This window comes from Psychrobacter sp. 72-O-c (assembly GCF_904846605.1).
Lineage (GTDB): Bacteria > Pseudomonadota > Gammaproteobacteria > Pseudomonadales > Moraxellaceae > Psychrobacter.
This window is the reverse complement of the sequence record NZ_CAJHBI010000011.1, coordinates 1-26,112: the sequence shown is the minus strand read 5'-3', so window position 1 is coordinate 26,112 and position 26,112 is coordinate 1. Positions and strand designations below refer to the sequence as shown.

General features: G+C 42.7%; 18 protein-coding genes and 1 pseudogene. 9 read left to right on the top strand and 10 right to left on the bottom strand.

Annotated elements, in window-relative coordinates:
- Nucleotides 1-23: 23 nt before the first annotated feature.
- The 3 genes from JMX97_RS05500 to aspS form a co-directional block, all read right to left on the bottom strand.
- Nucleotides 24-818, bottom strand: a complete 795-nt coding sequence (locus tag JMX97_RS05500; RefSeq protein ID WP_201556094.1) for a glycosyltransferase — start codon at nt 816-818, stop codon at nt 24-26.
- Nucleotides 819-972: 154 nt separating this feature from the next.
- Nucleotides 973-1,878 (bottom strand): lysophospholipid acyltransferase family protein, encoded by a 906-nt coding sequence (locus JMX97_RS05495; protein ID WP_413786396.1) that lies wholly within the window; start codon nt 1,876-1,878, stop codon nt 973-975.
- A 121-nt stretch (nt 1,879-1,999) separates the two neighbouring features.
- Entirely contained in the window at nt 2,000-3,847 is a 1,848-nt protein-coding gene (gene aspS / locus JMX97_RS05490; protein ID WP_201556232.1) for an aspartate--tRNA ligase, read from the bottom strand.
- Nucleotides 3,848-4,237: 390 nt separating this feature from the next.
- Between aspS and sohB the strand changes: the two genes are divergently transcribed.
- The 5 genes from sohB to JMX97_RS05465 all read left to right on the top strand — a co-directional run bounded on the left by sohB (nt 4,238) and on the right by JMX97_RS05465 (nt 10,302).
- On the top strand, nt 4,238-5,224 hold the full coding sequence (gene sohB / locus JMX97_RS05485) for a protease SohB (RefSeq protein ID WP_227671476.1): 987 nt from the start codon (nt 4,238-4,240) through the stop codon (nt 5,222-5,224).
- A 388-nt stretch (nt 5,225-5,612) separates the two neighbouring features.
- Nucleotides 5,613-6,854, top strand: coding sequence for an acyl-CoA dehydrogenase family protein (locus JMX97_RS05480; RefSeq protein WP_201556231.1), 1,242 nt, complete (start codon nt 5,613-5,615; stop codon nt 6,852-6,854).
- Nucleotides 6,855-7,038: 184 nt separating this feature from the next.
- Nucleotides 7,039-8,349: a phosphotransferase family protein gene (locus JMX97_RS05475; RefSeq protein WP_201556084.1), complete on the top strand. Its 1,311-nt coding sequence runs from the start codon at nt 7,039-7,041 to the stop codon at nt 8,347-8,349.
- A 135-nt stretch (nt 8,350-8,484) separates the two neighbouring features.
- Nucleotides 8,485-9,237 (top strand): histidine phosphatase family protein, encoded by a 753-nt coding sequence (locus JMX97_RS05470; RefSeq protein WP_201556082.1) that lies wholly within the window; start codon nt 8,485-8,487, stop codon nt 9,235-9,237.
- Between the two features lie 195 nt (nt 9,238-9,432).
- Nucleotides 9,433-10,302 (top strand): SDR family oxidoreductase, encoded by an 870-nt coding sequence (locus JMX97_RS05465; RefSeq protein WP_201556080.1) that lies wholly within the window; start codon nt 9,433-9,435, stop codon nt 10,300-10,302.
- A 152-nt stretch (nt 10,303-10,454) separates the two neighbouring features.
- On the opposite strand, the gene JMX97_RS05460 is transcribed toward JMX97_RS05465, so the two are convergent.
- The 4 genes from JMX97_RS05460 to JMX97_RS05445 form a co-directional block, all read right to left on the bottom strand.
- Nucleotides 10,455-12,146 (bottom strand): AMP-binding protein, encoded by a 1,692-nt coding sequence (locus JMX97_RS05460; RefSeq protein ID WP_201556078.1) that lies wholly within the window; start codon nt 12,144-12,146, stop codon nt 10,455-10,457.
- A gap of 702 nt (nt 12,147-12,848) precedes the next feature.
- Nucleotides 12,849-14,540, bottom strand: a complete 1,692-nt coding sequence (locus JMX97_RS05455; protein WP_201556076.1) for an AMP-binding protein — start codon at nt 14,538-14,540, stop codon at nt 12,849-12,851.
- A 719-nt stretch (nt 14,541-15,259) separates the two neighbouring features.
- A complete protein-coding gene (locus JMX97_RS05450; protein ID WP_201556074.1) occupies nt 15,260-16,951 on the bottom strand; it encodes an AMP-binding protein in 1,692 nt (563 codons plus the stop codon).
- A 573-nt stretch (nt 16,952-17,524) separates the two neighbouring features.
- The gene (locus JMX97_RS05445; protein WP_201556072.1) at nt 17,525-18,148 is read right to left on the bottom strand and encodes a thioesterase family protein; all 624 of its coding nucleotides are present in this window, start codon (nt 18,146-18,148) and stop codon (nt 17,525-17,527) included.
- A 230-nt stretch (nt 18,149-18,378) separates the two neighbouring features.
- On the opposite strand from JMX97_RS05445, the gene xthA reads away from it, so the two are divergent.
- The 3 genes from xthA to JMX97_RS05430 all read left to right on the top strand — a co-directional run bounded on the left by xthA (nt 18,379) and on the right by JMX97_RS05430 (nt 21,192).
- A complete protein-coding gene (xthA, locus tag JMX97_RS05440) occupies nt 18,379-19,197 on the top strand; it encodes an exodeoxyribonuclease III (protein WP_201556070.1) in 819 nt (272 codons plus the stop codon).
- A gap of 64 nt (nt 19,198-19,261) precedes the next feature.
- Nucleotides 19,262-20,485: a bifunctional glutamate N-acetyltransferase/amino-acid acetyltransferase ArgJ gene (gene argJ, locus JMX97_RS05435; protein WP_201556068.1), complete on the top strand. Its 1,224-nt coding sequence runs from the start codon at nt 19,262-19,264 to the stop codon at nt 20,483-20,485.
- A 308-nt stretch (nt 20,486-20,793) separates the two neighbouring features.
- Nucleotides 20,794-21,192 carry a DUF4377 domain-containing protein gene (locus JMX97_RS05430; protein ID WP_201556066.1) on the top strand — a complete coding sequence of 133 codons (399 nt, stop codon included), beginning with the start codon at nt 20,794-20,796 and terminating at the stop codon, nt 21,190-21,192.
- A gap of 134 nt (nt 21,193-21,326) precedes the next feature.
- On the opposite strand, the gene JMX97_RS05425 is transcribed toward JMX97_RS05430, so the two are convergent.
- Complete coding sequence (locus tag JMX97_RS05425; protein ID WP_201556064.1) at nt 21,327-22,760, bottom strand: L-serine ammonia-lyase; 1,434 nt, start codon at nt 22,758-22,760, stop codon at nt 21,327-21,329.
- A gap of 565 nt (nt 22,761-23,325) precedes the next feature.
- Between JMX97_RS05425 and JMX97_RS05420 the strand changes: the two genes are divergently transcribed.
- Complete coding sequence (locus JMX97_RS05420; protein ID WP_201556055.1) at nt 23,326-24,747, top strand: solute carrier family 23 protein; 1,422 nt, start codon at nt 23,326-23,328, stop codon at nt 24,745-24,747.
- A 105-nt stretch (nt 24,748-24,852) separates the two neighbouring features.
- Here JMX97_RS05420 and JMX97_RS05415 read toward each other — a convergent pair whose 3' ends face one another.
- Complete coding sequence (locus JMX97_RS05415) at nt 24,853-25,785, bottom strand: DMT family transporter (protein WP_201556053.1); 933 nt, start codon at nt 25,783-25,785, stop codon at nt 24,853-24,855.
- A 233-nt stretch (nt 25,786-26,018) separates the two neighbouring features.
- Nucleotides 26,019-26,112, bottom strand: a pseudogene (locus tag JMX97_RS13760) (IS1 family transposase); the annotation flags it as partial.

The window sequence follows — 26,112 nt, the reverse complement described above, 5'->3', positions numbered from 1 at the left end:
GAGCTGTAACTCTATAGAAATATTTACTGCCAATACGGCATTAGCCACGGACTTGGTTTAACGTGTCGATACCATTTACCGCCACCACCACTGATAGCCTCTGGTGGATTAATTTCACCATGAAAAATAACGATTTTTGCATTCTCAGGCAGATGCGGGGCACGTACTAAATTAAAAGGAATGGGTGCAATGCATTGATACTTGAAGCTGACGCACCAGGTTTTATCCCAATACTCTAAATGATGGTGTTCACGTAAGTAGTTGGATAGGTAGGCTTGCTCATGACGAACTTGCTGGCTGATAGTCTTAAAATTACGCTCAAAGTTCGATAGTAGGTTAGGGTAGGTATGCATACCCACTTTAAAGCGATAAACAGAGCTGTTACCAACCATTCGCCAGGGTTTTTTCCAGTCACGAATGATGATCACGCTATCATCATGCTCGGCTTCATAGGTAAAAAACGCATCAATATTATCAACGATAACGATATCAATATCTAGAAATAGTGCTACGCCTTTGAGATCGTATAAATCAGAGCGAAAAGTAGTGAGCTTTTTCCAGCCACGCTCCGGCAAACCTGATGGTAAATTCAGCTCAGGTATCGGATAGCAGTGCACCGCAGGGTCGATGCCGGTACTGTCATCAGTCAAACAGATCATCTGGACGTCTAGCGTCAAATGGCGACTGACCATATTATACAAGCGGTTGACGTATTCAGGACCATATTTATCACCCCATTTCATACAGATAATATAACGCTGTTCAGAGGCATTAGTGTCTGTTTGAGTTTGGGTAGTCAGTGAGGTTTCAGTTGCCATAGCGCACTCGTATTAATGTGAATTAAAAGCCAAAAATCCCTATCAATCTTAGCACAGATAGCATTATCTATACGCCTGAACGCTAAAGTGGCTGTATCGTTCTAATATGATCGACTGCTAGGGTTTAAGGCTTATTATCGTAGGCGCTGCTTTACTAATCGATATTGTCACGGTTGAATTTATGATTCGCATCACGCGCAGAGCGATTCTTACGAATAAAATCTGCCAATATCGTTTCATTAGCACTGTAAGGGTTGCCCAAAATGGGTAAGCGTTTAAAGCGTCGGTAACCCCACATATAATGACTGCATTTGTCTTCGATCATATGCTGCATCGCTTGGTTTAGAGCATGGGAAGCAATAGAGGCATCACGATTATACAGCGCTGGGTCATCGAGCTTATAGCAAAATATATCAAAACCGCGTCCATCGTTACGGCGGATACAAGATATACCGACTAAAGCGCATTTGGTTTTGCTAGCCAATTTGGAGGCTAAGGTACTGGTTAAGGTCTCAACACCAAAGAACGGGACGACCACGCCACCTGACGGGTCAGGGACATGGTCAGGTAGTACGATGCTAAAGCCACCTTGTTTGAGAGTTTTGAATACTGCCTTGACCCCACTACCATCTGTCGGTACTAAGGTCGCATTAAGGCGCGCACGCCCTTGTAGTATGAATTCATTGGTGATATTGCTCTTAACTGGCTTATACATAATAGTCGGCGAACCAAACTGGTTGAGCCATGCGTTCATCATCTCCCATGTACCTAAGTGCGGTACGATGGCAAGCATGCCGTTAGGATTAGATATGCCTTCTAAAAAAATGTCTTTGTTATGGACATCGCAAATTTGGGCAATGCTCCATTCAGGAGACATCGCCCAGCTTTTAACGGACTCGACACTGCTAAGACACTGATGACGGACAATATCTTTAATCAAAGTTTGTTTTTGCTGGTCAGATAGTGGCAGATCGATAAGCGCCATATTAATCTTAATAGTGCGAACAATACTTAAGTTTGGCAGCCGCATCATTATCCAAGCAACAAAACGTGCCAGCATCTGCAATACAGACAGTGGCACGTATTTGAAAATATGAAAAGGATTCACGACAATTCAAATTGTAAAAAGTTGCATTGTAAAAAATCCTGTTGTAAAAAGTATCGGCACATGATTAGACCACTTACTGCGCAGGTTTGTTAGCATCAGGCTGAGCTTTTTCACGCAGACGGATACCTAGCTCGCGTAGCTGTCTAGTTTCCACTTCAGCAGGCGCTTGGGTCAATGGACACTCAGCAGTCTTGGTTTTTGGAAAGGCAATGACATCACGAATAGAACTTGCGTCTACCATGAGCATAATCAAGCGATCCAAGCCAAACGCTAAACCACCATGCGGCGGCGCACCAAATTTTAGAGCATCAAGTAAGAATCCGAATTTGTCTTCGGCCTCGACCTCATCAATACCAAGGGCTTCAAATACTGCTTGTTGCATCTCAAGGGTGTTGATACGTAAGCTGCCACCGCCGATTTCAGTACCGTTTAATACCATATCATAAGCAATAGATAGTGCCGTTGCAGGATTGGTCTTCAACTCTTCAACTGAGCCTTTTGGCTTGGTAAATGGATGATGCATTGAGGTCCATTTGCCATCATCAGTTTCTTCAAACATTGGGAAGTCAGTCACCCAAAGTGGCGCCCACTGACAAGTAGTCATCTCAAGATCAAGGCCGATTTTTTGACGTAGCGCGCCCATTGCGTCATTCACGACACTGGCTTTATCCGCACCAAAGAAGATAATGTCGCCATCTTGTGCACCAGTACGTTCGATTAGGCTGGCAAGTACATCATCAGTCATATTTTTGATGATCGGTGATTGTAGACCAGACTCTTTATCCACGCCATTATTGATGTTACTGGCATCATTAACTTTGATATAAGCCAAGCCGCGCGCGCCATAGATACCGACAAACTTAGTATACTCATCGATCTGCTTACGGCTAATGGAACTACCATTAGGAATACGTAGCGCTGCAACGCGACCTTTAGGATCGTTAGCAGGGCCTGCAAATACTTTGAAATCAACGCTTTGCATAAGGTCTGCAACATCAACCAACTTGAGCGGAATACGCAAATCAGGCTTGTCTGAAGCATAGTCACGCATCGCTTCTGCGTAAGTCATACGTGGAAATTGATCAAACTCAACGTCCAACATGGTCTTAAATACGTGCTTGATAAGACCTTCGTTGATGTTCATGATTTCTTCTTCATTAAGAAAAGAAGTCTCAATATCCACTTGGGTAAATTCAGGCTGACGATCAGCACGTAAGTCTTCGTCACGGAAGCATTTAGCGATTTGATAATAACGATCAAAACCTGCCACCATCAACAGTTGCTTAAATAACTGTGGCGACTGCGGTAAAGCAAAAAAGCTACCTGGACGTGTACGCGAAGGCACCAAATAATCACGCGCACCTTCAGGAGTGGCTTTGGTTAAAATAGGGGTTTCAACGTCCAAGAAACCATGATCATCTAAATAACGGCGAATAGCTGATGTGGCTTTGGCACGAAAAACCATTCGATCTTGCATCTGCGGGCGGCGCATATCAAGATAACGATACTTTAAGCGCAGTTCTTCTGAAACCGTTGTATTCTCATCATTCAATGGGAATGGCGGGGTCTCAGATTTGGCTAATACTTCAATTTCTTTACCTAATAGCTCAATCTGACCACTAGTCATATTATTGTTTTCAGTACCTTCATAGCGCTTACGGACGCGGCCCGTAATTTTTAGCACGTATTCAGGACGTACGGCATCAGCAATAGCAAAGGCTTCTGGCGTATCGGGATCAACGACCACCTGTAGGATACCAGCGCGGTCACGCATGTCTAAGAAAATAACCCCACCGTGATCGCGGCGACGATGTACCCAACCTACGATACTAATGGTTTGCTCCAGCAAGCTTTCAGTTACGGCTCCACAATATTCATCTCGATATTGGCTGTGCGTTGTCGTACCACTTTCTGTTGTCATTTCGCTTTGCGTCGTAGTACTGTTCGTCATAATATTTGTTATCCAGTTATCAGCCCAATTCAAAGTACAATAATGCTGCCATCGCTGCGATATTCAAGCCACTAGCAAAAATAGCGCAAACAACGCGATTAAGACAAATGCTCATCACGTTAGCTGCAGAAAATTTGGTATAAACGCATATTATGCCTAAAACGGCTTTGTTATACAACTATACCAACACATTCAAAATGTCAGGAGTAAGGTGTAAGTAAGCTATTTATTTGGCAATGTTAGCAATTGGTTAAATATTAACTTCACGCTTGAAAAATAGTGCTATCGCGCGCATATCAAGATGACGTTTAAGAACCTATCTACAAAAACCATTGGCAAAATACTGACATCATTTTAATAATTAAAGGAATTCTAGTTATGCTATTTCATCCGCCTAAAAATCCCGTTGAACTTAAAGTTATGCACCTTAATAAGAGCCAAGCGCAACGACGTGAAGACTTGATGGAAGCTACCCAAGGTAAAGCGGCACTGAAAAAACTCAAAAAAAGCATGGCAAAAAAAGACAAACAAGCCGCAAAAGACAAAGCCAAGAATAAAGATAAAGGCCAGCAGGTTTTTGTCCTTGATTTTGATGGTGATATTAAAGCCACAGCGGTGAAGCACTTGCGCGAAGAAATTAGCACTCTAATAAGCACTGCCAACAAAGGTGATGAAGTTGTGGTACGCCTCGAATCAGGCGGCGGTCTAGTACACAGCTATGGTCTGGCAGCAGCACAATTGGTACGTCTTAAAGACGCGGGTCTAAAACTGACTGTCTGCGTGGATAAAGTTGCTGCCAGTGGCGGTTATATGATGGCTTGTGTGGCGGATAATATTGTCGCTGCGCCATTTGCAATTATTGGTTCCATCGGGGTAGTATCACAATTACCTAACTTCCATAAATGGTTAAAAAACCATGATGTTGATTATGAGATGTTTACTGCTGGCGACTATAAACGCACGGTAACCGTATTTGGTGAAAATGATGCTGAAGACCGTGCCAAATATCAAGAAGAGCTGGAACAGACTCATCAGCTGTTTAAGCACTTCGTCAACCGTTATCGCTCAATGCTTGATTTGGATAAGGTCGCGACCGGTGAGCATTGGTATGGTGAAGATGCCGTGCATCTCAACTTGGTCGATAGTTTACAAACCTCAGACAGCTATCTTTTGGACTTGATGGATAATAATGAGGTCTATGCGCTACATTCACGCCAGAAACCAACCTTGGCAGAGAAATTAGGACTGTCGCAAGCGGCTGAAGCAACACTCAGTATGGCGGTCGATAAACTACCAGATGCTTTAATGCGTTTTGACTTCAATAATCGCTTTAATATTTTGAAATAGTAGTTAAGCCATTAAGATTTATTTGTATAGCACAGTTGCATGTATTGATTTATTTGATAATCGTAAGTAATCTGTTTAGATTTTCTAAAGGTGTGGCCTAGCCGGTCGCGCCTTTTTGCTGTTTCAGCATAGTGGATATGCTATAAATAGTGAGTGTTGATTTTATACCATTAGAGCGATGCATGCCCAGAAGGAATCGTGATGCCAGAATTGTTTATGATTAAAGTTGGCGGCCGACCAAAAGGACGTCTGATTGAGCAACATGATATATACTTTGGCGTCGGCTAGTATATTGGTGATGTCATTAATGTGCATTGAAAGTAAAGTTAAGAACCATAAACATCCAACAAGGAAGAGGAATATAACTATGTCTACAGCGTCTACAGTAATGTTTACAGCATCCCCACATGGTCAAGCCATGCACGAGCAAGTCAAAGACTTTATTGCGACTCAAATTGAACCGATAGAAGCACAATTCTGGAAGGATTGCCACGAGCAAAACCCTGACGGTAATTGGCGTAATTGGCAGTGGCCAGAAGCGTATGAGACCTTGCGCAAACAAGCACGTGAGGCTGGGCTTTGGAACTTGTTTCTTCCGGATGATGAATTAGGTGCTGGATTGTCAGTTACGGACTACGCGCCTATTGCTGAGCTGACTGGACGCAGTTTACTTGCGCCTTATGTCTTTAACTGTAATGCCCCTGATAGCGGCAATATGGAGCTACTATGGCGTTATGGCAGCCCTGAGCAGCAAGACCAGTGGCTATCCCCATTGCTTGCTGGTAAGACCCGCTCGGTATTTTGTATGACTGAGCCTGATGTGGCGTCAAGTGATGCAACCAATATGCAGGCAACTGCTATGGTTGAAGGCGATGAGATTATCCTTAACGGAAGCAAATGGTGGTCATCCGGTCTGGGTGATCCGGCAGTTAACTTGCTGATTGTGATGGCTTATACGCCTGATGACAGTAAAGATCGCCATCATCAACACTCTATGGTACTAGTACCTGCTAAGACAGCCGGTGTTAATATTGAACGCATGCTAAAAGTATTTGGTGATTATGATGCGCCGCACGGTCATGGTGAAGTTAGCTTTGCCGATGTACGAGTTCCGGTTACTAGCTTTATTGGTGGCGCAGGGATGGGCTTTGAGATTGCTCAAGGCCGTCTAGGGCCAGGCCGGATTCATCACTGTATGCGCTGTGTCGGCGCTGCCGAGAAATCACTTGAGCTTGCCATTCATCGCGGTATGAATCGTACTGCCTTTGGCAAACCTTTACTACAATTAGGTGGTAATCTGGAACGTATCGCTGAAGCGCGTATTAAGATTGACCAAGCACGTTTATTAACCTTATATGCCGCCCAAAAAATGGACAGTCAAGGAACGAAAGCGGCATTAACCGAAATCTCAGCGATTAAAGTGGTCGCACCTACGGTATTACAAGAAGTGGTCGATATGGCGATACAAATCCATGGCGGCATGGGGGTCTGCCAAGATACGATGTTGCCAAGCTTTTTTGCGCAGGCACGGGTGTTACGTTTAGCGGATGGGCCTGATGAGGTACACAAAACGATGATTGCGAAGCTAGAGCTAAAGCGTCACGGCTTCCGTCGTCCGTCTAAGTCTTGATTATAATTCGTAACCTGTAAAATAATGGTGTTAAAAGATAGTTATGTGCAGCGGGTAGCATTTTATTCGCTGCATTGTATATTTTGAAATCGGATTTACCCTAATGGGTTATTTAAATAGCCTAAGCAAAAATTAACTAAAAAGAAAATAAACAAACATGCAACCAAATGATAAGGAATGTCACATGGCAGATAATAACGATACTCAAGATAATACTGACGATATCAGTGCTGAAAGTCGTACAGACACGAATAATAACAAGGTTGACAATCAAGACGAAGTAAATACAAAAGTACTAGACAAAGGTGGCGCTATTCGTGATGGCGAGGAACTTGATGCTCAAGCTGTCAGCAATTGGTTGCGCGACCAAGGGATTGAGGTTGTAGGCGAACCAACCGTTACCCAGTTCTCAGGTGGCGCATCAAACTGGACCTATCGCTTACAATATAAGAATAAAGATCTAATATTGCGTCGTCCACCAAAAGGTACGAAGGCCAAATCTGCCCATGATATGGTTCGTGAACATACGGTGCAAAAATCCCTTACTGATGTCTATCCCTATGTACCAAAAATGGTCGCGCTGTGCACTGATGAAGCGATCATTGGTGCAGACTTTTACATTATGGAGCGCATGGAAGGTATTATTCCACGTGCCAATTTGCCCAAAGGTATTGAGCTTGACCCCACACAAACACGCGAGTTATGTACCAATGTTATCGATGCCTTAGTTGAGTTACATCAAGTCGATTATAAGGATCATCCTGATTTAGTAGAGCTAGGTCGTGGTGATGGTTACTGCGAGCGGCAGGTGAGTGGTTGGAATAAACGCTATGTAAAAGCAAAAACGCCGAACGTACCCAGCTTTGCTCTCGTACGACAATGGCTCAGCAAGCATACGCCTGCAGATAGTAAAACCTGCGTCATTCATAATGATTGGCGTTTTGATAATGTCATTTTAGATGCACAGAACCCTACTAAGGTGATTGGTGTGCTCGACTGGGAGATGGCGACTTTAGGTGATCCTCTGATGGATTTAGGCAGTGCGCTGGCTTATTGGATTGAGGTGGATGATAATATCATCATGCAACAGTCGCGACGCCAGCCGACCCATCTAGAAGGTATGATGACCCGCGATGAAGTAGTTGAATACTACCTTGGTAAGACTGGCTTAGAAATAGACAACTGGACTTTTTATGAAGTGTTTGGTTTGTTCCGCTTAGCCGGTATCGTGCAGCAAATTTATTATCGCTACTATCATAAGCAAACCACCAATCCCGCCTTTAAGAACTTTTGGATTATCGTCCACGTCTTACATGCTAAATGCCTCAAACTGATTGCCAAGTATGAAGGAGAAGTACTGTTTACTAGCCGTGTGCAGCCACACTTGCAAGATATGGGTGTCGATGCTGCCACTATTGAGAAGCTACCAAGCCCTGTACAGTCAGTGATCAAAGGTATTTTGCCAAAAGGCTACTTTGACGCGGCTCCCAAGTAGCTTGAGTAGCTTAACATTTAAGGTTCGGGTGCTTAGACAATAAGTCTTTTGATTATAAAAAGCCTTCTGACGATAAACAGGCATTATATAATCAAAATAATTAAAGATATAGGTAACATTAAAAAAGGGACCACTATGACAACCATACTCTTGGCACGCCACGGTCAAGCATCCTTTGGGCAAGAAAACTACGATCAACTTTCAGAGTTAGGCGTTACGCAAGCACGTATGCTAGGTCAGCACTATGCGTCTACCCAGCGCCGAATCGATGCTATTTTTACTGGTAGCTTGGTCCGGCAGCAGGACTCTGCGCGACATTTTTGGGAAACTTATCAGCCATCGTTAGCTACTGACAGTAAGTCATCCATCATAAATACGGAAACGCCCGATAGCTATGTACTGCCGGTATTTGATGAGTTTAATCACAAAGATGTGTTTATCAAGTCTGACCCTGCTTTTACGAGTCAAGCCGCGATTGCTGCTGAACTTGCTAAAACGGACGCCCCACAAACACGCTTAGCTGAACTGTTTGACCGTGCTATGCAGCGCTGGCATCACGGTGACAATGATGCTGACTATGTTGAGAGTTGGCCGCAGTTTAGTAGCCGCGCGCAACAAGCACTTGAGCAAGTACGGTCACAAGTGGCAAATCTAAGCCACTTAGAGCATGATAGTACCGTGCTAGTTTTTACTTCAGGTGGCGTTATAGCGGCTATTACCGCACAATTATTACAACAAAGCAGTCAAGTTGCTTATCAGCTTAATAAGAGTTTGGTTAATACGGGGGTTACTGCTATTACCTTACGAGATCAGAGTACGCGCTTGTTATCTGTAAACGAATACAGTCATTTATTTGCTGATGGCAAGCGGTTTGTGACATGGCGATAAGCTGTTAAATAGATTGAATAATCAAATAACAGACTTGAATACATAACCGCCACTTATGCATTGAGATATAGTCATTATAATAGACTGCTTTTAGCAAGACGCTTTAAAAAGACTCTATAAACACTTTCAAAACGCTATAAACAAAGTTTATAGCGTTTTGGCTCTGCTTCAATATAGAAATACAAGGGACTGCCCATGCAAAGTAAAATAATAAGTTCAATGACACAAGCTGCCAAGCAAAGTAAAGAACAATTATTTAGTGCTATTCAGCCTTCGCGTTATTTAAAAGGCTTGAATAAGCAGCAGGTCGGACGTGATAAAACAGTTTTGATTACGGGTGCCAGCTCAGGTCTAGGGGAAGGAATGGCACGGCTATTTGCCAAACTAGGCTACAACTTAGCTATCTGCGCGCGCCGTACCGAACGCTTAGAGCAGCTCAAAGCCGAACTAATGGATCGTTATCCTAAGATTCGTATTGAGCATCGCGTTTTGGACGTCAGTAACTATGATGATATATTTAAAGTCTTTGACGCGTTCAAAGCTGACTTTGGTCATATCGATCGGGTAGTAGTAAACGCTGGTGTTGGTGAAAGCCGACGTATTGGTAAAGGACGCTTTGAGACCAATCGTCGTACCGCTGAGATCAACTTTATCTCAGCATTAGCGCAGTGCGAAGCGGCAATGAAGATATTCCGTGAACAAAATAGTGGTCATCTGGTAGTGATATCAAGCATGTCAGCGATGCGCGGTCTGGCAGGGCATATGACCACTTATGGGGCGAGTAAAGCGGGCTTGGCGCATTTAGCAGAAGGTATCCGCGCTGATATGCTAATTACTAAATTACCGATTAAGGTGTCTACTATTTATCCGGGTTATATTCGTACCGAAATCAACGAAAATGCTAAGAAACTACCGTTTGAGGTTGACGCGCAAACCGGGACTAAAGCTATGGTTGCGGCGATTGAGTCTGGTGTTGAAGAGGCTTGCGTGCCTAGCCTTCCATGGTCCATAGTGGGTCAAGCGATGAAGCATTTACCTTTAAATATTGTTAATAAAATCAGCTAAGCAGATTTATTCCTGATTAAATTATATTTCCAAACTTATATTTTTGAAATTAGAACCATAAAAAGCCTTCTACATTTAATGTAGAAGGCTTTTTATGGTTCATGTTTGACGATTCATTTTTTCAATAAAAGACTACATTTGATTAAACAACATTAACCCTGGTCTGCGAGGTGTTTTTCACGTAGTTTATTACGTAGTACTTTACCGACGTTGCTCTTTGGTAGCTCACTCACGAATTCGATATGACGAGGGCATTTATATCCCGTTAAGTTGTCCAGTGCAAATTCTTTGATGGTGTTTTTGGTAACATTGTTGTCTGCGGGCACGACATAAATTTTGACCGCTTCACCTTGACGTTCGTCGAGAACGCCAATCACTGCACAGTCAATAATGCCGTCACACTCTAGCATTACTGATTCAATCTCATTCGGGAAGACGTTAAAGCCCGAGACCAAAACCATATCTTTTTTGCGATCTAATAAGGTAATGTAGCCTTTCTCATCCATGCTAATAATATCGCCAGTACGAAAATAACCTTCTTTGGTGAACTCATCAATACTGTCTTTATTATGGTAACCCGAAGTCACATTTGGCCCTTTGATGCACATCTCGCCGGCCTGATGTAGCCCCAAACGCTCACCATTATCATCAATAACGATAATGTCAACGCTAGGTACTGGTACGCCAATCGTACCGTTAAATTTGCTGTCAGTAATGACATTGGCAGTACCTGCGGCAACCCCTTCGGTCATACCCCAACCTTCAATCATAGGGCAACCAGTAATTTCCAACCAACGTGCAGCTGTTTGCTCAGTCGCCGCCATACCACCTGCTTGCGTAATACGTAATGAGCTGAAATCCAGTTGTTCAAAGTTCGGTTGATCCAGCAATCCTTTAAACAGCGTATTGACGGCGGGGAAAATATGGAAGGGTTGTTTTGATAGAGTTTTGATAAACCCTGGCATGTCGCGCGGATTAGGTACCAATATAAAGGTATAGCCTGAACGCATCCCTAGTAGGCTGAGCATGAAAGCAAAAATATGATACAGCGGCAAGGCCATAACCATATTGATATAAACCTCATTAATCTCTGAGGTGATAGGGCGGTACCAGGCTTCAGATTGTAAGGCGGCGGCTACAACATTACGTTGAGATAAAACGGCCCCTTTTGATAGCCCTGTGGTACCGCCAGTATATTGCAAGATGGCTTTTTGTTCTAAGGTGGTTTTTATTTTTTGAAGTGGTAAGTTTTTACCTTGTTTAAGGACATCAGGGAATTTGGTTACTTCGTGCTTAGGGTCATTGAGATTGTATTTAGGCACCAAGCGTTTGACTTGACGGATAATAGTATTAACTAAAATACCTTTTAAACCCATCATATCGCCCATTTTTGACAAGACAATGCGTTTGATAGCAGTCTCATCAACGACTTGTTCAAGAGCTTGGGCAAAGTTATCAACCACGAAAATGACTTGAGCACCTGAATCATTTAACTGATGACGCAACTCACGTCCTGTATAGAGTGGGTTGATCGGGGTACAAACATAGCCTGCGCGCAAAATACCAATCATAGTCGGCAAATACTGCGGTACGTTTGGCATCATGAGTGCCACAATACTACCTTTGGGCAGTCCTTGTGCTTGTAGCCAGGCTGCAATCGCAAGTGATGCTTTATCAACGTCGTCATAAGTATGAGTAACTCCCATACAGATACTTATAGGATGGTGACGAAAGCGATTGAAGCAATCCTCATATAACTCTATTAGGTTTTCATACTGGTCGGGATCGATCGTCTTGGGTACAGTAGTAGGATATTGGGCAAGCCAAGGTTTGTTCAACGGCATAGTCAGCGTCCTTTGAGATTTAATATAGGTTAAAGTTTTATAAGAAAGTAGTCACATCCGTGTCAACAACGCAAATCATTGCTGCGTGAGCAATATACTGTTGAGTGCTATCCTAATTATTAACTGACTGCTAACATATGGCGGGCTTTATTTAACTTTGTTGAACTGCTTTGTTTAATTATCAGGCAGGCTCAACTAAGTATATTAAACGGCTAATAAGTATCTTCGATTAAGTAACCTTAATATTCAAAAAATAATTAGAAAATAGTCACTCTAAAAGAAGACTTATAAATTGTCTTCAATTAAAAATCTTATCCATTAAGACATTAGACAAGTTAGTGACATATTTTGGCAATACACTAACACAACTACAACTAAACTTGGTCTTGTGATGAAAGAACTTGATGGTTCGCATATAAATTTGATATATAAATTTATATGTGTTGTAGGATGAACCGCTATCTTAATAAATGAGTGCTGATGAGTAGGTAGAACGCTTATTACACAGCTAAATGGGCCAATCAAAACGATTAAAGATATAGTTACAATTTGATAGTGTATTACCTGAGATCGACAAAAAAGCCCTTTATAAAATATAAAGGGCTTTCTTATAACGGTGATATTAATACTGTATTGTTAGACTGTATTACTGGTAAGTCATCTTACTAATCAACTACTGTCGTCTATTTAAGTACCATTTCCTTAAGAATTATCTGACACGTGCTTTTCACGCAGCTTTCGGTGTAAGATTTTACCGACGTTAGATTTTGGTAGCTCACGTACAAATTCAATATGACGCGGGCACTTATATCCCGTTAAGTTAACCAGTGCGAATTCCCTGATAGTACCTTTAGTAACATTGTTGTCTGCGGGCACCACATATATTTTGACCGCTTCACCTTGACGTTCATCAGGAATACCAATCACCGCACAGTCAATAATACCATCACACCCCATCATTACCGATTCAATCTCATTCGGATAGACGTTAAAGCCTGAGACCAGAACCATGTCTTTTTTGCGATCTAATAAGGTAACGTAGCCTTTTTCATCCATACTGACAATATCGCCAGTACGAAAGTAACCATCCTTAGTAAACTCATTAATATTGTCTTTATTATAGTAACCTGAGGTCACATTAGGCCCTTTAATACACATCTCTCCAGCCTGATTTAGGCCAACAGGATTACCCTCATCATCGATGACGATAGTATCGAGGCTAGGTACTGGCATGCCAATAGTGCCGTTAAACTTGCGGTCAGTAATAATGTTGTTGGTACCGACTGCCACACATTCGGTCATACCCCAGCCTTCAATCATGGGACAACCAGTCACTTCTAACCAGAGCGCGGCTGTTTGCTCAGTCGCTGCCATACCGCCCGCCTGAGAGAGACGTAGTGAGCTAAAATCAAGCTGTTTAAAGTTTGGATTATCAAGTAGCCCTTTAAATAGCGTATTGACAGCAGGGAAAATGTGGAAGGGTTGTCTAGATAAGGTTTTGATAAACCCTGGTATATCTCGCGGGTTTGGTACCAATATAAAAGTATGGCCTGAGCGCATGCCTAACAAGCTAAGCATAAAGGCAAAAATATGATACAGCGGCAAGGCCATAACCATATTGATATAGACCTCACTAATCTCTGAGGTGACAGGGCGGAACCACGCTTCAGACTGCATGGCAGCGGCTGTAATATTGCGCTGCGTTAAAATGGTTCCTTTCGAAAGCCCTGTCGTACCACCGGTATATTGTAAAACGGCTATTTGTTCTAAGCCCATCTTTGGCGCTTGAAAAGGTAAGTTTCTACCTTGTTTAAGGACTTCGGGGAATTTGGTTACTTCGTGCTTAGGGTCATTGAGATTGTACTTGGGTACCAAACGTTTGACTTGACGGATAATAGTATTAACTAATATACCTTTTAACCCCATCATATCGCCCATTTTTGATAGGACAATGCGCTCAATAGAGGTCTCATCAACCACTTGCTCAAGAGCCTGTGCAAAATTATCAACCACAAAAATAACTTGAGCACCTGAATCATTTAACTGATGACGCAGCTCACGACCTGTATATAATGGATTTATCGGAGTGCATACGTATCCTGCGCGCAAAATACCAATCATAGTCGGCAAATACTGCGGTACGTTTGGCATCATGAGCGCCACGATACTACCTTTGGGCAGTCCCTGCGCTTGTAGCCATGCCGCAATGGCGAGCGAGGCCTTATCGATGTCGTCGTAAGTATGAGTCACACCCATACAAATACTCATAGGATGCTGACGAAACCGGTTGAAGCATTCATCGAAAAGTGCTACTAAGCTACCATATTGGTCGGGATTGATCGTCTTTGGTACACTTGCAGGATATTGGTCAAGCCAAGGCTTATTCACTGTCATTGTCAGTGTCCTTAAAGTTTAATAAGTAATATAGGGGAAGGCGTTATAAGAAAGTAGTCACATTCCTGTCCACAACGTAAATCATTGCTGCGTAAGCAATATACTGTTGAGTGCTATCCTGATTATTAACTGACAGCTAACATATGGTGGGATTTATTCAACTTTGCTTAACTATTGGGAATGACAACTAAGCACGTTAAACGGATAACAAGTATTTTTTATACTCAAAAAATATAGCCACTCTAAAACAAAATTTATAGATTATCCTCAACTAAAAACCCAACTCGTTAAGAAATAATCCAACATAAGGACATGTTTTGGTAAAACACCAATAAACTCGGTCTTGTATTGGAAGAACTTAATGGTACACACATAAAATTGATAAATATATTGGTATTTTTTGCAAGGACAATAAGACCAACGGTCAGTATATTAGGATGAGCGGCTATTTTACTGAATAATTATTGATAAGTAAATAGAGCGCTTATCAAACAGCCGAATGTGCTACTCATACACATTGAGGACATAGTTGATTGAATAGATGGTTACTATTTAATAGCGTAGTGCAGCAATAGGGTTTACTCCATTATAATAGCCAAAAAAAAGCCCTTTATAAAACATAAAGGGCTTTTCGGTTACCAATTTTCAATTTCAAATTATTCTTATCAATGAAATATTTAAGTCAATCAACGGGTTCTACCTTGTTGATACCGAAAAAATTAACCATGGTCAGCTATGTGCTTTTCGCGTAGTTTTTGACGGAGCACTTTACCGACATTGCTCTTTGGTAGCTCACTCACAAATTCGATATGACGAGGACATTTATAACCGGTCAAATTGTCCAGCGCAAATTCTTTAATTATCTCTTTAGTGACATTGTTATCTGCGGGCACAATGTAAATTTTGACCGCTTCACCTTGACGCTCATCAGGAACGCCAATCACCGCACAATCAAGAATACCTTCACAATCGAGCATCACTGATTCAACCTCGTTCGGGAAGACGTTAAAGCCCGAGACCAAAACCATATCTTTTTTGCGATCTAGCAAGGTAAAGTAGCCCTTTTCATCCATGCTGACGATATCACCGGTACGAAAATAACCGTCTTTAGTAAAGCTGTCACTGTTATCACTATTAAAATAACCGGAAGTTACGTTGGGCCCTTTAATACACATCTCGCCAGCTTGATGAACACCAACGCGCTCGTTATCATTATTGACCACAATGATATCAACACCAGGACCTGGAAGACCAATTGTGCCATTAAACTTACGATCGGTAGCGATATTGGAGGTACCTACGGCCACACATTCGGTCATACCCCAACCTTCAACCATGGGGCAACCAGTCACTTCTAACCAGCGTGCTGCCGTCTGCTCAGTTGCTGCCATACCACCCGCCTGCGAGATGCGTAACGATTTAAAGTCCAGAGATTTAAAGTTCGGATTATCAAGTAGTCCTTTAAACAAGGTATTGACGGCAGGGAAAATATGGAAGGGTTGTTTGGATAAGGTTTTGACAAAACCTGGCATATCGCGTGGGTTGGGTACCAATATAAAAGTATAGCCAGAGCGCATGCCTAATAAGCTCAGCATAAAGGCAAAAATATGATAGAGCGGCAGAGCCATGACCATATTGATGTACACCTCATTGATCTCCGAGGTGACAGGGCGGTACCAAGCTTCGGACTGTAAGCCGGCGGATACGATATTACGCTGGGTTAAAATTGTTCCTTTCGAAAGCCCTGTTGTACCGCCGGTATATTGTAGAATGGCTGTTTGTTCTAAGGCCATTGCTGGTGTTTGAAACGGTAGGTTTCTACCTTTTTTCAGTACGTCAGGGAATTTGGTTACTTCGTGCTTAGGGTCATTGAGACTGTATTTGGGTACTAAGCGTTTGACTTGACGAATAATGGTATTGACCAAGATGCCTTTTAGTCCCATCATATCGCCCATTTTTGACAGGACAATACGTTGAATAGAAGTCTCGTCGACCACTTGCTCAAGCGCTTGGGCAAAGTTATCAACGATAAATATAACTTTGGCGCCTGAGTCATTCAGTTGATGACGCAGTTCACGTCCTGTATATAGTGGGTTGATAGGGGTGCAGACATAGCCCGCACGTAGGATACCAATCATCGTCGGTAAATACTGAGGCACGTTTGGCATCATGAGCGCCACGATACTACCTTTGGGCAGTCCTTGTGCTTGTAGCCATGCTGCAATTGCAAGTGATGCTGTGTCAACGTCGCCATAAGTATGGGTAACCCCCATACAGATACTCATAGGATGCAGACGGAAGCGATTAAAGCATTCCTCATACAGCTCCATCAAGCTACCATACTTATCAGGATCAATCGTTTTAGGCACACTTGCAGGATATTGGGCAAGCCAAGGTTTGTTCACTGTCATTGTCAGCGTCCTCAAAGTTTAATAATTAATACCGGGAAAGGCGTTATAAGAAAACAGTTCTGTCCGTATCAATAATACGAATCAGCGCTGATGCGAGCAAATGCCGCTAAGTGCGATAACGTCCTTGTTTATTGACAGACTATTCAGATATTGTTGTCATTATATTATTTTCGCTTAGTTACAGAGAAAGAACCATTTAGCAGGTTCAGCGACTAACCGAATTTAACCATCAAAACAAACTTAACCATTAAAAGAATGTTTAAGTTCTGATACTTTTTATCGATTCCTATTAACTTATCAATTGAAAGTTAAGAAAACATAACGACATATTTCAGCAATACATTAGCATAACTATAACTGAACTGCATATAAGCATGCAAGAACTGAGCAGTACATATATATAAAGCTGACAGATATTTTTATATATAATGGGCAACAAAGACAGTTCATAGCAACTAAGAAGAGACAAACTGCTACTTACTACTTGGCGCGCACGATATGTACCCAGACATTCTCAAACGTGAGCATAGAATTGGTACTCTTATTATAATTATAACTGTTCATCAGCAGCGGTTATTGCTCATCAGAGTGATGCTTGATAGCCTTTTGAATCATATCGTATAACTTTTGCGGCACGCGGATCGGCCGTATTAGTGGGTTACTATCAACAGCCATAGGGGCCACTGATTCTTGACTGACTGGCTGGTCTGATGGTTGTGGCGATGATTGGGGTGAGGGGTCAGGCTTTATTTGGTTTTGGACGCAGGCAATAACGATTTTAGTGCTGCTTAATAAAGTGTTAGTAGACTTAGATTTATCTGCTGGCTCATTTTCTGGTAAGCTGCGATGAATGCTTTGATAGAATATAATACTAGCAGGTTTTAGCTCAACCTTATCAATACGCACCGAGATTACTTCATCTAAAAATATAGCCTGACGGTAGTGTAGCTGCGCTTGACTGACTACAAAGTGTTGAATCTGACCATCATCAGTTTGTAAAAAATAACTATTTAGTCCAATCTTGCTAAACCAGTCTCGGCGACAGTTTTCAAAAAATACCAAATGATTGGCATGATAGACTATACCACCGGCGTCCGTGTGGTTAATATAGACATGATAATCGGTAGCAAATAGCGGCGTGGACGCCGTATTAACGGTCGATGCAGCAGTGGTGGTTTTGCTCATAGTGGTTGTCATAAAATTACTCGATAGAAATAGTGCATGTTGTCGTGATAATAATAAATTATAAATTGTGATTATAATAATAATTATGAATAGTAAAGGGGTATTCTACTGTAGCCTAAGCGTTAAAAACACGCAACAGATAGACCAATGCAGGTCTGTTATCATAGTGATTTAAACAACATCAAATCTAAAATATTCAGTCAAAAACAATTAAAATTAAACCAACTATTATAGGATAATGTATGACCCGTTTTGTCAGTTTTAATATCAATGGTATCCGCGCTCGTCAACATCAGCTTGAGGCGGTACGTGACATCATCGATCCTGATGTGATGGGCTTACAGGAAACCAAGGTTCACGATGACCAGTTTCCTCTTGAAAATGTTGAAAGCTTAGGTTATCACATCGAGTACTTTGGTCAAAAGGCGCATTATGGAGTAGCGCTGGTATCGAAAGTCGCGCCTATCTTCGTACAAAAAGGCTTTCCTGGTGAAGATGAAGAGGCCCAAAAGCGCTTTATTCATGCACGCTATGAGCTGCAAGGGCGTGAAATTGATGTGCTCAATGGTTATTTTCCGCAAGGAGAGAGCCAAGACCATCCAACTAAATTTCCCATGAAGCGTGCTTACTATGCTGATTTAATAGCTTACATTGATACGCTAAAAGCTGAAGGCCGCTCGTTAATTATCATGGGTGATATGAATATTGCACCAGAAGATATCGATATCGGCATCGGCGAGATCAATGCCAAGCGCTGGCTTAAGAACAGAAAAACCTCTTTTTTACCTGAGGAACGTGAGTGGTATGACGCACTTATGTCACGTGAGTTGACGGATACCTACCGTCTGCATTATCCAGAGAGTATCGAGCTATATAGCTGGTTTGATTATCGCAGTCGCGGCTTCAATGACGACCCCAAGCGTGGTATGCGTATTGATCATATCTTGTGTACACCAGATTTAAAAGAGCAGTGTATTGATGCCGGTATCAGCTATGAGCTGCGCGCGATGGAGAAGCCTTCTGATCATGCGCCGATTTGGTCAGCGTTTGACTTAAGTTAAGTATAGTATTAACGACTTTATTTTTAATAAATAAAACTAAACACGGATCAATAAGGATTTTAATATGGCTGTCGGAGATGTCGCAGTACCTAATACTATTTATGCCATTGACGGTATCAAGCTCAGTGCCACTGCGGCTGGTGTGCGCTATAAAGACCGTGATGATTTGGTTGTCATCGAAATCAACGATGGCGCCACTACCGCTGTTGTCACTACTAAAAATGCCTTTTGTGCTGCCCCTGTGCGGGTATTGCGCGAGCACTTTGCGCTAACCACACCGCGCTATTTGGTGACTAATACTGGTAATGCCAATGCGGGGACAGGTGCTGATGGTAAACGCCGTGCAATAGATATTTGTGATGCTTTGGCAGATAAGGCTGACGTAGAGACTAATACAGTATTGCCGTTTTCTACTGGCGTTATTGGTGAGCCACTAAATAGTGAGGCGGTGATAGCGGGGTTAGACTCAGCGTTGAGTCATCTCGCTCCAGATAATTGGTTGGCGGCCGCGAATGGTATTCGTACTACTGATACTGTGCCCAAAGTTGCTAGCCAGCAGTTGCATATTGGAAGTACTGACTACCATATTACAGGGATCTCTAAAGGCTCAGGAATGATACGACCCAATATGGCAACCATGCTTGGTTATGTGGCTACTGATGCCAACATCGCTGCTGACTTATTGCAAGAGATGCTCAGTGCTATTAATGAGCAATCCTTTAATCGTATTACTGTTGATGGTGATACTTCGACCAATGATTGCTGCGTGCTGATCGCAACGGGCAAAGCCAGTTCTAACGTGATTGATAGTGCCGCGCACCCGCATTATCAGCCCTTATTTGATGCTTTGAGAGAAGTATTCGTGCGTTTGGCACAGTTGATCGTTCGTGATGGGGAAGGTGCAACGAAATTTATCACCGTGAAAGTTACTGGCGGTAAGACCACTCAAGAATGCTGCGATGTGGCCTATGCAGTGGCACACTCACCTTTGGTTAAAACGGCATTTTTTGCTAGTGATGCCAATTGGGGTCGTATATTAGCGGCCGTTGGTTATGCGGGTGTTGAAGACCTCGACACTGAGCAAATCGATGTCTCATTAGATGAGGTAATGATTTGTCAAAATGGCGGTGTTGCCACTGAATATACTGAAGCCGCCGGTAACGCAGTTATGAGTCGCCCTGAGATTACCATTCATATTGACTTAGCACGTGGCACGGCAAGCGATACTGTCTATACCTGTGATTTGTCCTACGATTATGTCAAAATTAATGCTGACTATCGTAGCTAATGGCTAAATGTTCGTGCCTGATAATTATAGTTAGCTTTACAGCTGACTAACTTCAGTTGCAAAACCTGACGTTAAGTTACAAAGCAGTCATAGAGGCTAAGGTTTTATAAGTCTTATACTGGCTGTAGTACAACAATAAACGGTGCCGATGATACTTGGCTTTTTTTTAGCTAAAGCTCAACGGCACTATCATAAATGCCTGATTGAATTTGAGTGTTTGTAGTTATTTTAAGAAATAGCTTATAAACGACTTTGATAAATGAGTACAGGCGCTAGTAATTTAACGGTAATTAACTGAGGGTAGCATAATGAAAAAATTAGCAATTGCAGCATTGGCATCAACTTTTGCATTAGCAGGTTGTTCAACTATGGGTCTAGACGACGAACGTGCCATGGTCGTCGAAGGTCAAGCAGTCAGTGTTAAAGTGGTTAACATTCCAAGTTTTGAAGTAGAAATTGCTCCGCGTAAAGCATTGTGTGAAATGATGGATACTAGCGGAAATAAAGTTGAAGCTCAATGCTTACAGTATCGCCAAACTTATCAGAAAAACTATAATACTCTAAATGGTAGTATCCAAGGCTTTACTTATGAGCCAAACTATCGTTATGTTTTAGATGTGCGTCAAGAAGCCATTGCTGACACGGCCTCAGGTATGGTAAAACCAGTATGGTTATTAAACGAAGTGGTTTCAAAAACTGCTGAGTAGTTATAAGTTTATTAATGGTAGTGATTGCCACCTTGTTTAATTGGTAAGCACCAAAAATATAAAAAAAGCCTCTAGTTTGTTAGAAGCTTTTCTATGCAGGTCGATTTGTTTGGGTTACTGTTGTATGTTAATAATTAACACTGGCTGTATTTTACGCTAACGCCTTGAGTTGCAGTGGGTATGCGGTTATCAGCATAAATGGCAAGGCCGCCACGCGATGTTTCTTTATAGCTGTCTAACATGTCAGCGCCTGTTTGTTTCATAGTCTCAACGACTTTATCAAAAGACACAAAGTGTTGTCCGTTACCACGGCAGGCAAGACGTGCCGCATTGACGGCTTTTACCGCGCCCATAGCATTGCGTTCGATACAAGGCACTTGTACCAAGCCGCCAACCGGATCACAAGTTAGACCTAAGTTGTGCTCAATGCCTATCTCAGCAGCATTGAGACATTTGGCAGGATCGCCGCCTAGGATTTCTGCCAATGCAGAGGCTGCCATTGCGCAGGCAGAACCGACTTCTCCTTGACAGCCCACTTCCGCACCAGAAATTGAAGCATTTTGTTTGATTAAGCTACCGATAGCAGTGGCATTCAACAAAAACTTACGCGCGCCATCCTGGCTGTAGCTTGATAAAAAGTCGCGGTAATAATGCATGACCGCAGGAATAATACCCGCAGCGCCATTGGTTGGAGCGGTTACGACATTACCGCCATTAGCATTTTCTTCATTGACCGCTAGCGCGTATAAATCTATCCAGTCCATTGCCGCGAGCTTATCGGATTTTGCAATGGGCTGATTCCTTTCAGCGCACAGTTGTAAGTGTAGTGCTTGCGCCCGACGTTTGACATCCAAACCGCCGGGTAATATGCCACTATTTTGACAGCCACGTGTCACGCAATCTTGCATCGATTCCCAAATAGCATCTAAGTAGGCAAAGACTTCTTCTTGATCACGGTAATGAAGTTCGTTCGCCAATACCAATTCGCTGATACTTAAATCATGCTCACGACACTGTTCAAGCAATTCTGCGGCACTATTAAAAGGGTAAGGAATAACGTCAATAGTTGGCGCAGCGTGATCCTCATCCGGATTGTTGGCATTTTCTTCACTAATGACAAAGCCGCCACCGACTGAGTAATAGGTTTTCTGATAGTGGGTATCGTCTGCCAACCGCGCGCGGATGGTCAAGGCGTTGGGGTGGTAGGGTAGGACGGTATCCCCATACCAATGGATATCGCGCTCGGTATCAAAGTCAATGGTATGACTACCTGAGACGATCAATTGTTTGTCTGAAAAAATAGGCGCCAAATATTGACTGGTCAAACGCGTGTCAATGGTGCTTGGCGCGTGCCCAATCAAGCCCAGTAATATGGCGGTATCGGTGGCATGACCTTTACCAGTTGCAGCTAAGGAGCCATATAATTCAATCTCGATACCTTTTACATCGGTCAGCTCAGCTTGCTCGAGTAGTGAGGCTAGAAATAAGTTAGCCGCTACCATCGGGCCTACAGTATGTGAGCTTGATGGGCCAATCCCAATTTTAAATAAGTCAAATACACTAATCATAATAAATTACCAAAAAAAGTGAAAATAGAGTCAGCGTTATCACACAGCCCAGACTAAGTACCTGTATCAAAAATGTGACAGGCAGCGATAGAAAATAGGCACCGCTAATGGGTGAGTTTGGAGCATAGTCTATGGAAGTGTGTAAACGTGATAGTACGGATGACAGGAGAATAATAGCTGTTGTTTATTATTAAATTCCGTTATGATGCTCAGCATCGACGCTTATGTAACATCCTGTAAGTGGTTGTCGCTGTAGAATGTATTGGGTGCGAGCAGCCGAAGCGGTGAATTTAGTAGAACATATCTAACCCGATACATCTAGCGAAATATAGATATTTTATAAAAAAACTATACCTTTGCTACTTTTTTGTTAGATGAGTAGGTTTATTTGGCACGATATGCCTAATAAGGTGTTATGGATTCGCATTAGTTTTTATTGTTTCTATATATGATCGTTCCCGTTTATGATCACCATTAATTAAAATAGTCCCTATTTATCTTTTTAATTTTCCTTAGCTATTATTAGCCTGTTATTATTAGCTTAGGCCACATAGGACAAGCGCGCATGGCATCTCCCTCAGAGCACTCCTCTTCATCAGAGAAAACTTCGCAAGCAGAACCTCATTCTCCCACAGCATTAGAAGCGGCGGGTATTGATTCAGCTGCGATGACTCTACCGCACAATCCAGACTTCGAAAATGGTCGTTGGTTCCCGACGTGGCGACCTTTTGAAGGTGATTTAGACCAAAATCCGGTCGGTATCAACGAGTATTTACCACCTACAAAAAGTATCCTGCTGGGGGTTCAACATACTTTTGCGATGTTTGGTGCGACCGTATTAGCACCATTATTGATGGGATTTGATCCCAATCTGGCCATTTTAATGTCTGGTATCTGTACGGTGATGTTCTTTATGATTACCGGTGGGCGCATGCCCAGTTATTTGGGTTCAAGCTTTGCTTTTATCGGTCCGGTTATCGCGGTTACTGCTTATGCTGGCGTAGGATTCAATGATAATTTGAGTGTCGCTTTGGGCGGTATCATGGTCTGCGGTATCCTTTATGCCTTGATCGGCTTGCTGGTGATAAAAACCGGTACGGGTTGGATTGAGCGCTTGATGCCGCCTATTGTCACCGGTGCGATTGTGATGATCATTGGTCTGAACTTAGCCCCAGTGACCATTCAAGGTGTTTCTGCCAATCAGTTTGATGCGTGGATGGCGGCGTTGACGGTATTGCTTATCAGTAGCGTAGCGGTATTTACACGTGGCATGCTGCGGCGCTTATTGTTACTGGTTGGTTTGATACTCTCGTATGTTGCTTACTTTGTAATGACCAATGTCATGGGCTTTGGCATTGCGATTGATTTTAGTAGTGTGTCTGCCGCATCGTGGTTTGGGTTGCCCAGTATCCATACGCCGCGCTTTGAGATGAGTGCAATTATCTTAATTGCACCAGTCGCCTTTATCTTGGTTGCCGAAAATCTGGGTCACTTTAAAGCGGTGGAAGGCATGACCAAATCCCGCGTCACCCCGTATATGGGTCGAGCGTTCTTTGCTGATGGCTTGGCAACGACTTTTTCAGCCGGTTTTGGTGGGACAGGCGTGACCACTTATGCCGAAAACATCGGGGTGATGGCGGTGACTAAGGTGTATAGCACCACTATCTTTGTGATTGCAGGCGTGGTCGCTATATTGCTAGGATTGTCACCGAAGTTTGGCGCGATTATTCAGACTATTCCACCGGCATTGTTAGGTGGCGCGTCAATAGTGGTATTTGGTCTGATTACTATCGCAGGTTTAAAAATATGGATAGACAGTCACATCGACTTTAGTAAAAACAGCAATTTAATTATTGCCGCTGTCACTGTAATCATGGGTACCGGTAATTTTAGTTTGCATTTAGGAGGTTTTGACTTAGGCGGCATTGGTACCGCTACCTTAACCGCGATTGTGCTTAATGCATTGTTCAATCTGCAAAAAGACTGAGTTGTTAGTCTCGGTAAATAAACAGGTATATAACGTTGTAACGATTCTTTTATGCACTATTGGTGGTCATGTTCAGCCAATAGTGAAAAACGAATAATTCGTATTTTACTTGTACTTACGCTTGTAGAATCGCGCAAAAAACCGATAGCGACGCAGCGCGCGCGGCTTGGGCTTGAGAGAGCCTAAATAAATGGCAAACATAGTCAGCAGCGCGCCGCTCCATTGTAAGGTGTTAATAGGTTTATCCAGCCAGCTATAGTCAACGACTAAAGCGGCAACTGGCTCGGTCAATAATAGCAAACCCGTCAGCGCTAATGAGATCTTCGGGATAGAATAAGCAATCAACCCCCACGCCAAGCATTGCATGACCGCACCATATATCAAGATCCAGCCAATATCAGACCAGGTATTGGGCAGGATATGACCCATATCAAAGACCAACATTGGTAAAATCATCGCCAACACACCGCCAATACTGATCAGCTGCATCAATACAAATATCGGTGTCGGTTCGGTATCGTGAGTCTTACGAATAAAAGTCATTGACGCCGCTAGCATTGCACCTGAAACAATACCAGTAACAAAACCCCAAGTGGCGTTAGCATTCTGTGCAAACTCAGGGCTGCCAATCATCGCGACTCCCAGCATGGCCAGACACAAGCTAAGCAGCTGTAAAATAGATTGACGTTCATTGAAGTATAAGAAGCCAATAGCTGCTAAAAAGAAAATCTGCAAGCTGTTGAGTAAGGTCGAGATGCCAGGGCCAACGGCATAGATACTTTCGTGCCATAATGCTAAATCTAAACCTAAAAATACCCCTGACAATAAGCCATAAAATATAGCACGTCTTGAGCGAGGTAGTCGCTGGCCCGTTAGCTTGGCCAGTACGGTGAATATTACTCCTGAAATAGCGAGTCGCCAAAACGCCATCGCCCAGCCGCCAATATCGACATGAGCGACAATCAGACTGCCTAAACCGAAAATAATACAACCAATGAGTAACCCTATGGATGCAGAGCGTGAAGAGGCAACAGCCATAAGGTATCCTTAGGTTGATTAATGAGCAATTTAAAAAAGGGACATGGTAAAAGTTTTGACCCCAAAGCTAATAGGGGCAAACATACTTAATGATAAAGTGTTTTTAGATGAAATGGACGATATCAGAATCAAAGTATATTGAGCAGCCCGTCATAACTCTAATAAATCTCTGACCTTGACGAATTGCTGGCGCTGGTTAAATAATAGGTGGTGTTTCAAAAAGTATGCTGGCATTAGACATAACCATAATTGATATAAAAGAACAGCATATTGAACGTTTTAAAGTGATTGTCGAGTTTCTTAGAAAAAGCACAAGTCTTTCTAACT